The sequence below is a fragment of the Limnohabitans sp. DCL3 genome (genome assembly GCF_048019295.1).
In the GTDB taxonomy this organism is placed as follows: domain Bacteria; phylum Pseudomonadota; class Gammaproteobacteria; order Burkholderiales; family Burkholderiaceae_C; genus Limnohabitans_A.
This window is the reverse complement of the sequence record NZ_CP171842.1, coordinates 1,744,793-1,757,792: the sequence shown is the minus strand read 5'-3', so window position 1 is coordinate 1,757,792 and position 13,000 is coordinate 1,744,793. Positions and strand designations below refer to the sequence as shown.

At 61.0% G+C, this 13,000-nt stretch carries 14 protein-coding genes; 5 read left to right on the top strand and 9 right to left on the bottom strand.

Going from position 1 to position 13,000, the window contains the following annotated elements; translation table 11 throughout:
* Positions 1-8: 8 nt before the first annotated feature.
* The 6 genes from adk to ACHEXK_RS07880 form a co-directional block, all read right to left on the bottom strand.
* A complete protein-coding gene (adk, locus tag ACHEXK_RS07905; protein ID WP_416544985.1) occupies positions 9-665 on the bottom strand; it encodes an adenylate kinase in 657 nt (218 codons plus the stop codon).
* A 119-nt stretch (positions 666-784) separates the two neighbouring features.
* The gene (gene kdsB / locus ACHEXK_RS07900; protein WP_416544983.1) at positions 785-1,561 is read right to left on the bottom strand and encodes a 3-deoxy-manno-octulosonate cytidylyltransferase; all 777 of its coding nucleotides are present in this window, start codon (positions 1,559-1,561) and stop codon (positions 785-787) included.
* A 9-nt stretch (positions 1,562-1,570) separates the two neighbouring features.
* The gene (locus ACHEXK_RS07895; RefSeq protein WP_416544981.1) at positions 1,571-1,777 is read right to left on the bottom strand and encodes a Trm112 family protein; all 207 of its coding nucleotides are present in this window, start codon (positions 1,775-1,777) and stop codon (positions 1,571-1,573) included.
* Between the two features lie 52 nt (positions 1,778-1,829).
* Entirely contained in the window at positions 1,830-2,837 is a 1,008-nt protein-coding gene (lpxK, locus tag ACHEXK_RS07890; protein WP_416544979.1) for a tetraacyldisaccharide 4'-kinase, read from the bottom strand.
* A 15-nt stretch (positions 2,838-2,852) separates the two neighbouring features.
* Positions 2,853-3,275: an ExbD/TolR family protein gene (locus ACHEXK_RS07885; RefSeq protein ID WP_416544977.1), complete on the bottom strand. Its 423-nt coding sequence runs from the start codon at positions 3,273-3,275 to the stop codon at positions 2,853-2,855.
* A 9-nt stretch (positions 3,276-3,284) separates the two neighbouring features.
* Positions 3,285-3,902, bottom strand: a complete 618-nt coding sequence (locus tag ACHEXK_RS07880) for a MotA/TolQ/ExbB proton channel family protein (protein ID WP_416544975.1) — start codon at positions 3,900-3,902, stop codon at positions 3,285-3,287.
* Between the two features lie 413 nt (positions 3,903-4,315).
* Between ACHEXK_RS07880 and xseA the strand changes: the two genes are divergently transcribed.
* Both xseA and ACHEXK_RS07870 read left to right on the top strand, forming a co-directional pair.
* Entirely contained in the window at positions 4,316-5,611 is a 1,296-nt protein-coding gene (gene xseA / locus ACHEXK_RS07875; RefSeq protein ID WP_416548899.1) for an exodeoxyribonuclease VII large subunit, read from the top strand.
* 263 nt (positions 5,612-5,874) lie between these two features.
* Entirely contained in the window at positions 5,875-6,456 is a 582-nt protein-coding gene (locus ACHEXK_RS07870; protein WP_416544973.1) for a superoxide dismutase, read from the top strand.
* Positions 6,457-6,700: 244 nt separating this feature from the next.
* On the opposite strand, the gene ACHEXK_RS07865 is transcribed toward ACHEXK_RS07870, so the two are convergent.
* Positions 6,701-7,462, bottom strand: a complete 762-nt coding sequence (locus ACHEXK_RS07865; RefSeq protein ID WP_416544971.1) for an SDR family NAD(P)-dependent oxidoreductase — start codon at positions 7,460-7,462, stop codon at positions 6,701-6,703.
* Between the two features lie 113 nt (positions 7,463-7,575).
* On the opposite strand from ACHEXK_RS07865, the gene ACHEXK_RS07860 reads away from it, so the two are divergent.
* Together ACHEXK_RS07860 and ACHEXK_RS07855 are read left to right on the top strand one after the other, a co-directional pair.
* Positions 7,576-8,685, top strand: a complete 1,110-nt coding sequence (locus ACHEXK_RS07860) for an NAD(P)/FAD-dependent oxidoreductase (protein WP_416544969.1) — start codon at positions 7,576-7,578, stop codon at positions 8,683-8,685.
* Between the two features lie 48 nt (positions 8,686-8,733).
* Positions 8,734-9,540 (top strand): acyl-CoA thioesterase, encoded by an 807-nt coding sequence (locus ACHEXK_RS07855; protein ID WP_416544967.1) that lies wholly within the window; start codon positions 8,734-8,736, stop codon positions 9,538-9,540.
* Positions 9,541-9,578: 38 nt separating this feature from the next.
* Here the strand turns inward: ACHEXK_RS07855 and ACHEXK_RS07850 are convergent, their stop codons facing one another.
* Positions 9,579-10,622: a quinone-dependent dihydroorotate dehydrogenase gene (locus ACHEXK_RS07850; RefSeq protein WP_416544965.1), complete on the bottom strand. Its 1,044-nt coding sequence runs from the start codon at positions 10,620-10,622 to the stop codon at positions 9,579-9,581.
* Positions 10,623-10,717: 95 nt separating this feature from the next.
* On the opposite strand from ACHEXK_RS07850, the gene rpiA reads away from it, so the two are divergent.
* Positions 10,718-11,389, top strand: coding sequence for a ribose-5-phosphate isomerase RpiA (gene rpiA, locus ACHEXK_RS07845; protein WP_416544963.1), 672 nt, complete (start codon positions 10,718-10,720; stop codon positions 11,387-11,389).
* 9 nt (positions 11,390-11,398) lie between these two features.
* On the opposite strand, the gene ACHEXK_RS07840 is transcribed toward rpiA, so the two are convergent.
* The gene (locus ACHEXK_RS07840; RefSeq protein WP_416544961.1) at positions 11,399-12,934 is read right to left on the bottom strand and encodes a class I adenylate-forming enzyme family protein; all 1,536 of its coding nucleotides are present in this window, start codon (positions 12,932-12,934) and stop codon (positions 11,399-11,401) included.
* Positions 12,935-13,000 lie beyond the last annotated feature (66 nt).

Sequence of the window (13,000 nt, the reverse complement as noted above, 5' to 3'; positions counted from 1 at the left end):
GTCAAAGATCAGCTTGCCAGCGCCTCGAATGCACGCGCTGTGATGTCTTCTACGCTGCCTGTGCCGCTGATGGCGCGGTATTTGGGGGCCGCGGCAGCGTCGGTTTGGGCCCAGCCCGAGTAATAGTCAACCAAAGGACGGGTCTGTGCGCTGTACACATCTAAGCGTTTTTTCACGGTCTCTTCTTGGTCATCGGCGCGTTGTACCAATGGCTCACCGGTCACGTCATCCACGCCAGCGACTTGGGGTGGGTTGAACTTGACGTGGTAGGTGCGGCCTGATGCGGGATGCGAGCGCCGTCCGCTCATGCGGTCGATGATGGCGTCAAAGGGCACATCGATTTCGAGCACGAAGTCGAGCTTCACACCCGCTGCCTTCATGGCATCGGCTTGCGGGATGGTGCGGGGAAAGCCGTCAAACAGGAAGCCATTGGCGCAATCGTCTTGGGCGATGCGCTCTTTGACCAGGTTGATGATCAGGTCGTCGCTGACCAAACCGCCAGACTCCATCACGGCTTTGGCTTGCAGGCCCAGAGGGGTGCCCGCTTTGACGGCGGCACGCAACATGTCGCCGGTGGAGATTTGAGGGATGTTGTATTTCTGGCAAATGAAGGTCGCTTGCGTGCCTTTGCCGGCGCCCGGGGCGCCCAACAGAATCAGTCTCATGGGGAAGGTCCTTATCGTTTGAAATCGTTTCAGTCGGCAAGACCAAAGGCCCAACCACTTGATTGGTTTTGAGAATATCACGCCTGCCTCATAGCTGGCTTACGGTGTAAACCCTGTTTTCAGCCCAGCATTTGCCGCACGCGCTCCAAATCTTCAGGCGTGTCCACACCGGGTCCAGGCGCCTGGGACGTGACGTGGACCGCGATGCGGTGACCATGCCACATCGCGCGAAGTTGTTCGAGTGACTCCATGCCCTCAATGGGTGCCGGTGGCAATTGAGGAAACAGGGCCAAAAAACCCGCACGGTAGGCATAGATGCCGATGTGCCGCAGGGGGGCTGGGTTGGGTAAAGTGGTGAAGCCCAAGTCAGTTTGACCGTCACGCCACCAAGGGATGGGGGCGCGGCTGAAATACAGGGCCATTTGGCGTGCATCCATGACCACTTTGACCACATTGGGATTGGTGAACTCTTGCACTGAAGCGATGGCATGCGCGGCGGTGCTCATGCTGGCGTCGGGACGCTCGGTCAGCACGCGCGCCACCTCGTTGATGAGTTCGGGCCGCATCAAAGGCTCGTCCCCTTGCACGTTGACCACCACGGCATCGTCGGGCAAACCCAGAATTTGACAGGCTTGTGCCAATCGGTCACTGCCGCTGAGATGGTCTTTTCGGGTCAACAAGGCCAGCACGCCATGTGCTTCACAGGCCTGGACAATGCTGGCGTCGTCGGCCGCCACGACCACTTGGGTGGCGTGCGATTGCAAGGCGCGTTGCGCCACGCGCACCACCATGGGCAGTCCGGCGATGTCGGCCAAGGGTTTGTTGGGCAAACGGCTCGATGCCAAGCGCGCGGGGATCACCACGGTGAAGCCTTGCGGCTGGGTGGACTCGGTCATGGTGGCGTCTCAGAGGGCAGGGCGCTGGGCTGCCAGCGTGTCGATTTCTTCGTCACTCAGCGTTCGCGCTTCGTTTTCCAGCAGGATCGGGATGCCATTTCTGACCGGGTAAGCCAAGCGGGCACTGCGCGAGAGCAGTTCTTGGCGCTCACGGTCGAAGTTGAGCGGTCCTTTGGTCACTGGGCATACCAGCAGTTCAAGCAATTTGGTGTCCATGGCTGAATGATAACGGCCCAGACATGGGCGTCGTGGTGCATGGCGGGCCGCATCATCGCGTCAGAAGTTGGCCAATGCGCGTGTCCAGCGCCTTCCAAAAACCTGGCTCTGGGGTGAGCTCCAACGGCACAGCCAGTGCGCCGGGTTCATGAAGCCATAGTTTGGCCGCGTCTTTCTCCGTGCACAGCCACGTTCGATGAGGCTGCTTGTGCCAATCTTGGTAAGTGTGGTGATCGGGCAGGGCGGTGGTGCTGCTCAGATGCAATCCCGATTGACGAAGCATGGCAAAGAACGCATCCGGCCGGGCCAGTCCTGCCACCGCATGCAGCGGCGGCGCATCCTTTCGGGCCAGGCTTTGAAGATCGATGCGGCGGCCATTGGCCGTGAGCGCGTAGGGGGCCAGGCGCCGAGGCGCGTGGTACGCAGCAAACGCGCCCGTTGTGCCGACCGGACCCGTCTGCAAAACCGCGTCGACCGGTCGCGGCCACGCTTCGCGCAGCGGGCCAGCAGGTAACAACCAGCCGTTGCCAATGCCGCGCTCATCCATCACGCAAATTTCGATGTCCCGCGCCAAAGCCAAGTGTTGCAAGCCATCATCACAGAGCAAAATTTGCACCTGCGGGTGTGCCTGCAGCAAACCCATGGCTGCATCGGCCCGCGTCCGGGCCACCCACACGGGTGCGCCTGTGGCTTGGTGTATGAGCAAGGGCTCGTCGCCCACGTCCAGCGGGGCGCTGTTGTCGGTGACTGCGCGGGTGTCCTGGGTCCGGCGACCATGTCCACGCGATATGACACCCACTTTGAAACCTTGTGCCAGCAGGTGTTTGGCCACAGCGATGGTGACAGGGGTTTTGCCGGCACCGCCTGCCACCACATTGCCCACCACGATGACCAATGCGGGGACCCGTTGGGTTTTGAACAGGCCCGTTTTGTAAGCCACGCGCCGCAGAGCGATCAAAGCACTGTAAACAACCGACACAGGCCACAAAAGCCTCGCCACCGGACCCCGCTTCAGCCACACGCGGGGCAATTGCTGGTGAAGGAATGCGTTCAGGCCCATGCGGATGTGCGCCGCTCAGGCGCCTGGCGTCTGGGCGGTCTGCGCTGCAAAGGTGATTTTTGACAAACCACTGCGGCGGGCTGCTTCCAAGGCGTGCACCACGCTTTGGTGGCTGGCCGCCCCGTCGGCGCTGATGACCAACATGGCATCGGGTTTGGCCAAGGGCGTGAGGACCGCCACCAATGCGCCCACCGAACTCGTGCCCAGAGGGGATTTGTTGATGGCGTATTGGCCTTGTGCTGTGATGCTCAACACAATTTGACGGGGCTTGGGGCTGGAGGCACGGGCATCGGCGACCGGCAGGTTCAATTGGATCTCGGTCAGACGCGACCACGTGGTGGTTAGCATCAAAAAGATCAACACCACCAAGAGCACATCAATGAACGGCACCAGGTTGATCTCGGGCTCTGGAGCTGCAGATGAAGGTCTGAAATTCACAAGCGGCTTTCAGGGATGCACACGGCGCAGGTGCCGGGCAAAAGTTTCGGCGGTCACTTCCATGGTCAGCACATGGCGATCCACCACTGCACGAAAGTAACGCCAGAACATCAAGGCGGGGATGGCAATGATCAGCCCAAAGGCGGTGTTGTATAGGGCCACCGAGATGCCGTGCGCCAACAGGGCCGGCTGGTTGTTGGCGGCGGTGTGGGCGCCAAAAATCTCAATCATGCCCACCACCGTACCCAGCAAACCGAGCAAGGGGGCGGCAGAGGCAATGGTGGCCAAGGCCGGCAAGTAACGCTCGAGCTGCTGTACGGCCAAGCGGCCCGCCATTTGCATGCTCGCCTGGATGTCTTCGCCTGTGGCATTGGCGTTGTCTTGCAAGCAGCGCAAACCACGGGCCAAAACCGGGCCCATGGTGCCCGCTTTGTCCAAGGTTTGCACCATCTCGGGCACAGGCACACCCCGCTCAAGGGCTTCGATGGTTTGCGCCAGAATGTGTGGCGGCATCACCTTGCTGTTCTGCAGTTGAAACCCGCGCTCCAAAATCAAAGCCAAGGCCAATACCGAACACAAAATCAAAGGCCAAATAGGCCATCCAGCGGCTTGTATGATGGACAACAAGAGCAAACCTTCCAGTTTTCGGGTGACAAAGAGGCCGATTATCCTTGATGGTCGGTCTGCATTGAAGACCCCAAGGCCTTGGCGGCAATGCTGACCTCAATCTGTGGATAACTTTGTGAGTAACTTCGGTGGCTTGCCGTCTTCGCATACTCCGGTATGAAAAAAAACCAATGAATTTGAACGGTTAATTTTAAAATACTTAACAAAATCAAAGGCTTGCAAAGATATCCTGAAGCCTCGTCTCTTTCGCTGTCCTGTCACGCTGTGGCAGGCCAATTGTGGAGTACTTTTCTTGATGCGTGCGGGTTTGGACACCACTTCCCCCATTGCAAGCCCCATAAAACCGACAAGTGATGCCTGTGAATGACGATTTGAAGCCGCGCGCCTGGACAGTTTCAGCCCTGTGCCGTGCCATGGCTGACACGCTGGACGCCCAGTTCAACCCGGTTGCGGTGCGCGGCGAGATTTCGGGCTTCTCGCGCGCAGCCAGCGGGCATTGCTATTTTTCAATCAAGGACGACACGGGCCAGATCCGCTGTGCCATGTTTCGCCGTGTCGCGGCTTTGCTGGATTTTGTCCCGCGGGACGGCGAACTGGTCGAACTGCAGGGCAGGTTGGGTGTGTACGAAGCCAGGGGCGATTTGCAGTTGATTGTCGAGTCGATGACGCGGGCAGGGCAGGGCGCGCTTTTTGAGCAGTTTTTGCGCCTCAAGGCCAAGCTCGAGGCCGAAGGCTTGTTTGACCCCGTCCACAAACGCGCATTGCCAAGCCAACCCCGTGCCATTGGCGTGGTGACATCTCTGGGCGCAGCCGCTTGGCACGATGTGATGACCGCTTTGCAGCGCCGTGTGCCGCACATCCCCGTGGTGATGGTGCCCGCTCTGGTCCAGGGCGCGGGTGCGGCCGCCACCTTGGCTCAGGCCCTGCAGCAGCTCTACGTTTTCACGGCGGAAGACAACCCTTTGAGCCCGCCGGTGGATGTGGTTTTGCTGGTGCGTGGCGGCGGATCGGTGGAAGACCTGTGGTCCTTCAATGACGAAAATCTGGCCCGTGTGATCGCCCAAAGCCCCGTGCCCTTGATTTGCGGCGTGGGCCACGAAACCGATTTCACCATCGCGGATTTTGTCGCCGATGTGCGTGCCCCAACCCCCACCGCCGCTGCTGAGATGGCAGCCACCGACCGGGGGACGGGCCTTGAAGCTTTGTCGGTTTTTGAGCACCGTTTGAGCCGCGGCTTGTTGCGCCAACAAGACCGGCAAGCCCAGCGCTTGGACCACTTGGCCGCACGTTGGGGGGGGGGCTTGGCGCGCCAGCAAGAACGTCAGGTCCAGCACCTGCATCATTTGGCCACCCGGCTTACTCGCCCCCAAGCCCTGCTGGGTCAGCACAGCCAGTGGCTGGATCGCTTGGCGGGTCGTTTGCACAACGGCTTGAGAAGTCAGTTGTCCGAGCAGGGCCACGCATTGGAACGCTGGGGTGACCGTTTGAGCTTCAACCAGGCACAGCTGGTGCCCCAATACGCCCAACGCTTGGAGCGGGCCGCATTGCGTTTGTCGTCGGTGGACCCGCACCGCGTGCTGGAGCGAGGGTACGCTTGGCTGAGTGACGACAAGGGTCAGGCCCTGACCCATGCCGACCAGTTTCAATCGGGGCAGAGCGTTCAGGCGACCTTGTCTGATGGCGTGGTGCCATTGACCGTTTTGCTTTGAAGGCTCACTTTGGGTGAGCCTTGGCGGGGTCAGGGCTCCACCGTTCTACTGGTAGGCTGCCCGTTCGGCCGATTGCGGGCACCGCCGTCATGGGCTGTGGCCCGTGCACCGCATGAGGGATTACCCAAAATCGGTGCCCAAACCACAGCTCATGACGGCAATGTTTTGGAGAGCTTGCAGTGACCTGTTGCACTCAAGGGCGATCAGGCTGCCCCTAAAATGCTTCCGTTGAGCTTTTTTCCTAACCACCGAAGGACACCCTCATGGAACACACCTTGCCCGCACTGCCTTACGCGATCGACGCTTTGGCCCCCCATTACAGCCAGGAAACCTTGGAGTTCCACCACGGCAAGCACCACAACGCTTATGTTGTGAACCTGAACAACCTGCAAAAAGGCACTGAATTCGAGAGCATGTCCCTCGAAGAAATCATCAAGAAGTCCAGCGGCGGCATCTACAACAACTCGGCCCAAATCTGGAACCACACCTTTTTCTGGAACTGCATGAAGCCCAACGGCGGTGGCGAGCCCACTGGCGCCCTGGCCACAGCCATCAACGCCAAATTTGGCAGCTACGCCGCTTTCAAAGAAGCTTTTGTCAAGAGCGCTGTGGGCAACTTCGGCTCCGGCTGGACATGGCTGGTCAAGAAAGCCGACGGCTCGGTGGACATCGTCAACATGGGTGCTGCTGGCACCCCCCTGACCACAGGCGACACCGCTTTGTTGACCGTGGACGTGTGGGAACACGCCTACTACATCGACTACCGCAACATGCGTCCCAAGTTCGTTGAGACCTTCCTCGACAAGCTGGTGAACTGGTCTTTCGCAGAGAAGAACTTCGGCTGATCGAGTTGTTCTCCAAGTCAAAAAGCCCGCTGATGCGGGCTTTTTGCTTTTGGGTCCGAAGGTGAATGTGACCCCAGGGGTACAGGTTCGACCAGAGCCAACAACCTGCTGCTGGGTTGACCTTCAATCCACCACTGAGCTGAGCATGGGCTGGGGCCGGGCGCCGATTTGGGGTACCCCCTCATGAGGCGCCCGGCCCCAGCCCATGCTCAGCGGCACCCGAAGCACCAAGTCACAAGGAAAGTCAGCGAATCATCATCCCCCCATCCGCCACGATGGTCTGTCCCGTCACGTACTGCCCAGCCGGGCTGGCCAAAAACACCGCCACGCCGCCAATGTCATCGGGCTCGCCCATGCGGCGCAGCGGCGTCTCGTTGTTGTACTTGGCGCTGAGCACCGGGTCCTCGTGCAAGGCCTTGGCAAAGTCGGTCTTGATCAGGCCCGGGGCGATGCAATTGACGCGGATGTTGTCCGGGCCCCATTCCACCGCCAAGTTGCGCGCCAGTTGCATGTCGGCCGCCTTGGAGATGTTGTAGGCCCCGATGATGGCCGAGCCATGCAGCCCGCCAATCGAGGACACGATGACGATAGCGCCATCCTTTTGGGCCTGCATGTCCGGGTAGACCATGGTGCACAGCCAAGTGTTCGACAGCACGTTGTTGCGCATGACCTTGTCGAACACCTCGTCGCTCATGCCCGTGGTCGGACCGTAATAGGGGTTGGTGGCCGCATTGCACACCAAAATGTCGATCGGGCCCCAGGCCGCGCGGGTCTGGTCGATCAGGTTTTGCAATTGCGCCTTGCTGGAGATGTTCGCGGCAATCGCCATCGCCTCACCGCCCGCGGCCTGGATTTCCTTGACCACCACTTCGCAGGCGTCTTGCTTGCGGCTGGACACCACCACTTGGGCACCTTGCTTGGCCAGATGGTGCGCAATCGATCGGCCGATGCCCCGGCTGGAGCCAGTGACGACGGCGACTTTGCCCTTGAGATTGAACAGCGACATGACGTGGTCTCCTCGTTGAAGGCTGATCAGTGTGCCTGTGCGCGGTCTTGGTGTCTGTCTTGCGGGTGTCACCCGCGCAGGCCTTGCGCTCAGCCTGCGCCACAATGCAGACCATGGAACAAGTTGATGCTGTCGTGATCGGGGCTGGCGTGGTCGGCCTGGCTGTGGGGCGGGCGCTGGCGCTGTCGGGCCGCGAGGTGCTGGTGCTTGAATCGGAAAACGCGATCGGCACGGGCACCAGCTCGCGCAACAGCGAGGTGATCCACGCGGGCATTTATTACCCGGCGGGCTCGCTCAAGGCACGGTTGTGTGTGCGAGGCAAAGCCATGCTCTACGCTTATTGCGCCGAACGCGGTGTGGCCCACCAGCGTTTGGGCAAATTGATTGTGGCCACAACCCCCGAGCAAGTGCAGGCGCTCGATGGGATCCTGGTCAAAGCAGCCGCCAACGGCGTGCATGACTTGCAAAAATTGACTGCGACCATGGCCAAGTCACTCGAGCCTGCTTTGGCCTGTGAAGCGGCGCTCCTGTCGCCCAGCACGGGTGTGGTGGACAGCCATGGTTTGATGTTGGCCTTGCAGGGCGACATGGAGAACGCAGGCGGCTTGCTGGCGCTGCTTTCGCCTGTGCAACACCTTGGATGGCGACAAGGCACCGCCACGCACCCGATCCGCCTGACCACGCAAGATGGCACAGCGCTGGCTTGCAAAGTTCTGGTCAACGCTGCAGGCCTGAACGCTGTGGCGCTGGCACGGGCTATGGATGGGCTGGACCACCGTCTGCTGCCACAAGCCCATTACGCCAAGGGCAACTATTTCACACTGGCGGGCAAGGCACCGTTCTCCCGCCTGATCTACCCCGTGCCCGAAGCGGCGGGATTGGGCGTGCACCTGACACTGGACTTGGGCGGGCAAGCCAAGTTCGGCCCAGACGTGCAATGGGTGGATGACCCGGCCGATCTGCAAGTCGATCCGCGCCGGGGGGATGCTTTTTATGCCGAAGTGCGCAAATATTGGCCTGCCTTGCAAGACGGCGCACTGCAAGCGGGCTATGCGGGCATGCGCCCCAAGATCAATGCGCCAAACGAAGTGGCGGCCGACTTCATGATTCAGGGGCCTGCGGAGCATGGTGTGCCGGGCTTGGTGAATTTGCTGGGCATCGAGTCGCCGGGGCTGACCAGTTCCCTGGCGATTGCTGAAGAGGTTTGCGCCCGCTTGGGTTGATGCTTTTGGGACAGGGCATGCGACTGGGGCGCACCTATCATCGAGCCCATGCACCCATTCGACGAAGCCATCGACCTGCGCGCCGCTGCACCCGACGCATTCTCAGGTGCCACCCACCCTGCTTATGCCAACATGATCGGGCCCTTTGGTGGCGCCACCGCTGCCCAGTTGCTGCAGTCGGCCATGCGCCACCCGGAGCGCTTGGGTGAGCCGGTGGCGCTCACGGTCAATTTTGCGGCCCCTGTGGCCGATGGTGACATCCGCTTTGTGGCCCGGCCTGTGCGCACCAACCGCTCCACCCAGCACTGGGTCATCGAAGCGCACCAAGCCGATGGCGTGGTGGCTACCGCCACTGCCGTCTTGGCCGTGCGTCGTGAAACCTGGTCTGACGTCGAAGCCGTGATGCCTGCCAACCTGCCCTGCCCGCAGGCGCTTGTCCGCATGCCTGTCAAGGGTATGCCCGCTTGGCCTGAGCGCTACGACATGCGTTTTGTAGAGGGCGCGTTCCCCACGGCCTTTGACGAGCAAGAACAAGCCCATTCGCGCTCCACGCTGTGGGTGCGTGATGAACCTGAGCGGGCCATGGACTTCGCCTCGCTGGTGGCCATGAGCGACAGTTTTTTTCCGCGCATCTACATCCGTCGCCGCCGTCGGGCGATGATCGGCACGGTGTCACTGACCACTTATATCCACGCCGACAGCGCCTTGCTGGCGCAGGTCGGTACGCGCCACGTGCTGGGTGTGGCCAAGGCGCTCAACTACCGCCACGGCTACTTTGACCAAACCGGCGAACTCTGGAGCCCAGAAGGCCAATTGCTGGCCAGCACGCACCAGCTGGTGTATTTCAAGGACTGAGCGCAGGGGCCCATGCATGTGGGCCCCCGTTCATCGATTCAGCGCTTCATCTGCTGCAGCGCGCTGGCCACTTCGGTCACCAGCGCCGGGCCTTTGTAGATCAAGCCAGTGTAGATCTGCACCACGTCGGCGCCGGCTTCGATTTTGGCAATGGCGTCGTGACCACTCAGGATGCCGCCCACGCCGATGATGGGGAAGTCTTTGCCCAGGGCAGCGCGCAGCTGTCGAATCACGCGGTTGCTGCTGGCCAGCACAGGTGCGCCGGACAGGCCACCCATTTCTTCGGCATGCGTCATGCCACTCACCGCGTCCCGGGCCAGGGTGGTGTTGGTGGCGATCACGCCGTCCATGCCGTGTTTTTGTAAGGTGGCGGCGATCACGCCGACTTGGGTGTCGTCCAAATCGGGTGCGATTTTGAGAAACATGGGCACGCGGCGGCCGTGCTCTAAAGCCAGTTCTTCACGCCGAGACACCAGGGCGCCCAGCAAACCGTCGAGTGCCTCGTCACTTTGCAGGGCCCGCAGGTTTTTGGTGTTGGGGCTGGAGATGTTCACCGTCACATAGTCGGCATGGGGGTACACGCCCGCCAGCGCGATCACATAGTCGTCGGTGGCGTTTTCAATCGGGGTGGCGGCGTTTTTGCCGATGTTCAGGCCCAGCAGGCGGCCTTGTTGGCGAAACTTGGAGCGCTTGACGTTGGCAATGAAAGCGTCCAGCCCGTCGTTGTTGAAGCCCAGGCGGTTGATCAGCGCTTGCGCCTCGGGCAGGCGAAACATGCGCGGCCTGGGGTTGCCCGGCTGCGCCTTCGGTGTGACCGTGCCGACTTCGACAAAGCCGAAACCCATGGCCCCCAGGCCATCGATGCAGCGGGCGTTTTTGTCCAGACCCGCGGCCATGCCGACGCGGTTGGGAAACTGCAATCCCGCCAATGTGATGGGCTGCGCCACGAAGGGTTGGCGATAAACGCGGTCGAGCGGCGTGTTCTGGGTGCGGGCCAAGCCCTCAATGGTCAGGTCGTGGGCCTCTTCAGGGTCCATCTTGAACAAAAAGGAGCGGGCAAGGGCGTATGGGATCAGGGACATTGGATAATTCTGGCCAGCAAAGGCATTGACAACAATGCCTGTGATTGTCGCAAACCCCCGGCCACCCACTGTTTTTTTTACCCAGACCCGACCCCATGACACAAGACGAACTCAAAGCCCTGGTGGGCCAAGCTGCCCTGAAATACGTTGTTCCCGGCGAGATCGTCGGGGTAGGCACCGGCTCCACGGTGAACAAATTCATCGACGCGCTGGCTTCCATGAAGGACCAAATCAAAGGCGCTGTGTCGAGTTCCGAAGCCTCCACCGCGCGCTTGAAGGCCCTCGGTATCCCGGTGTTCGACAGCAACGAGGTCGAAAGTCTGTCGGTCTACATCGATGGCGCGGACGAAATTGACCACCAAGGCCACATGGTCAAGGGCGGTGGCGCGGCGCTGACCCGCGAAAAAATCGTGGCGGCGCAGAGCAAACAGTTTGTCTGCATCGCGGACGAGAGCAAATTGGTCGATGCATTGGGCGCTTTTCCCTTGCCTGTGGAAGTCATCCCCATGGCCACGGCTCGGGTGATGCGCCAGTTTGCGGCCATGGGCGGCAGTGCGGCGGTACGCCAAAAGGACGGCCAAGCGCTGGTGACCGACAACGGGCAGCACATCGTCGATGTGAAGGGCTTGAAGATCACCGATCCGGTGGCGTTCGAAAACACCGTCAGCCAGTGGCCTGGCGTGGTCACCGTCGGTGTGTTTGCTCTGCAAAAAGCCCAGGTGTGTTTGTTGGGCACGTCGTCGGGCGTGAAGACGCTGAACTTTTGATCGGGTGTCTCAGGCCAGTCGCTGGCGCAGCTCGGTTTTGAGCACCTTGCCGTAGTTGTTTTTGGGCAGATGCTCCACCACTTCGTAGCGTTTGGGACGTTTGAAGCGGGCAATTTCCTGCAAACACAGCGCATTCAGCGCGGCAATGTCGAGGGGGTGCCCGGTTTGCGGCACCACAAACGCCACCACCACCTCGCCCCATTCGGCATCGGGTGCGCCCACGACCGCCACCTCGGCCACACCCGGCGCATGCAAGAGCACTTCTTCGATTTCGCGGGGGTAGATGTTGGAGCCGCCACTGATGATCATGTCCTTGCTGCGGTCCTTCAGGGTCAAAAAGCCGTCGGCATCCAAACAGCCCATGTCACCCGTGAACAGCCAGCCGTTTTGAATGGCTTTGGCCGTGGCCTCCGGGTTGCGCCAGTAGCCTGCCATGACACTGTCACCCTGAATCAACACCTCGCCAATTTCGCCCAGTGGCAAGTCGCAGCCTTGCTCGTCGGTCACGCGGATGCGAACAGGGGTTTGCGCCACGCCGATGGAGGCCAATCGTTGTTGGTGGCGAGGGTGTTGGGTGTCTTGCAGGTGATGGCGTGACAGGGCGGTGCCCACCATGGGGCTTTCGCCTTGACCGTAAATTTGCACAAAGCGCGGGCCCATGACGCGCAGCGCCCGCTGGATATCGGCCGCATACATGGGCGCGCCGCCGTAAACCACAGTTTTGAAGGATTGGCCACAATCGCTGGCTAACAAGCCGGCTGTCTCAGCATGGTCCACCAGCCTTTTGACGATGGTGGGCGCGGCAAACATGGACAGCGGGCCGACGTGCTGGCCCAGCGCAAACAGCTCGGCGGGATCGAACCCGCCCGAGGGCGGCACCATGTGCCTGGCCCCGGCCATCAGGTGAGGCATGGCATAAATGCCTGCACCATGCGACATGGGGGCCGCATAGGCAATGGTGTCTTGTGGGCTGACAGCGTCGACATCGCAGAAATAACCCAGCCCCATGGTCATGAGGTTGCGGTGGGTGAGCATCACGCCCTTGGGACGTCCCGTGGTGCCACTGGTGTAGAAAAGCCAAGCCAAGTCGTCGGCTGCGCGCTCGGTGATGGGTGTGTCCATCAGGCCGTCGGTCCCAGACCACAGCGCCTCGGCTTGGGCACTGTCCACATCGATCACACGCTCCAAGCCCGTGAGGTTTTCACCCCTCTCCAGGGTGATGTCGGCGGTCACAAAAGCCCAGCGGGCTTGGGCGTTGTCGATGATCCATTGTGCTTCGCGCACATGCAGTTTGGCGTTGATGGGCACCACCGCCAGCCCGGCCCACCAAGCGCCAAACAGCACTTCAAGGTAGCGCACATGGTTGCGCATGAACAGCGCCACCCGGTCGCCGGGCTGCAAACCTGCGGCCTGAAATTGGCGGGCCAGTTGCTGGCAGCGCAGCGCCCATTGCCCATGTGTGGCCACCACTTGGGTGCCGTTCAGGATGGCGGGCCGCTCAGGGGCTGTGCGGGCTTGGCGTTGCAACAAATGGGCGAGGTTCAATTCGTAGGTTCCCGTAAAAAGGCGTTGGATTGTGGTCTGCAGGGCGCCTGTTAGGCTGTCCCGCGA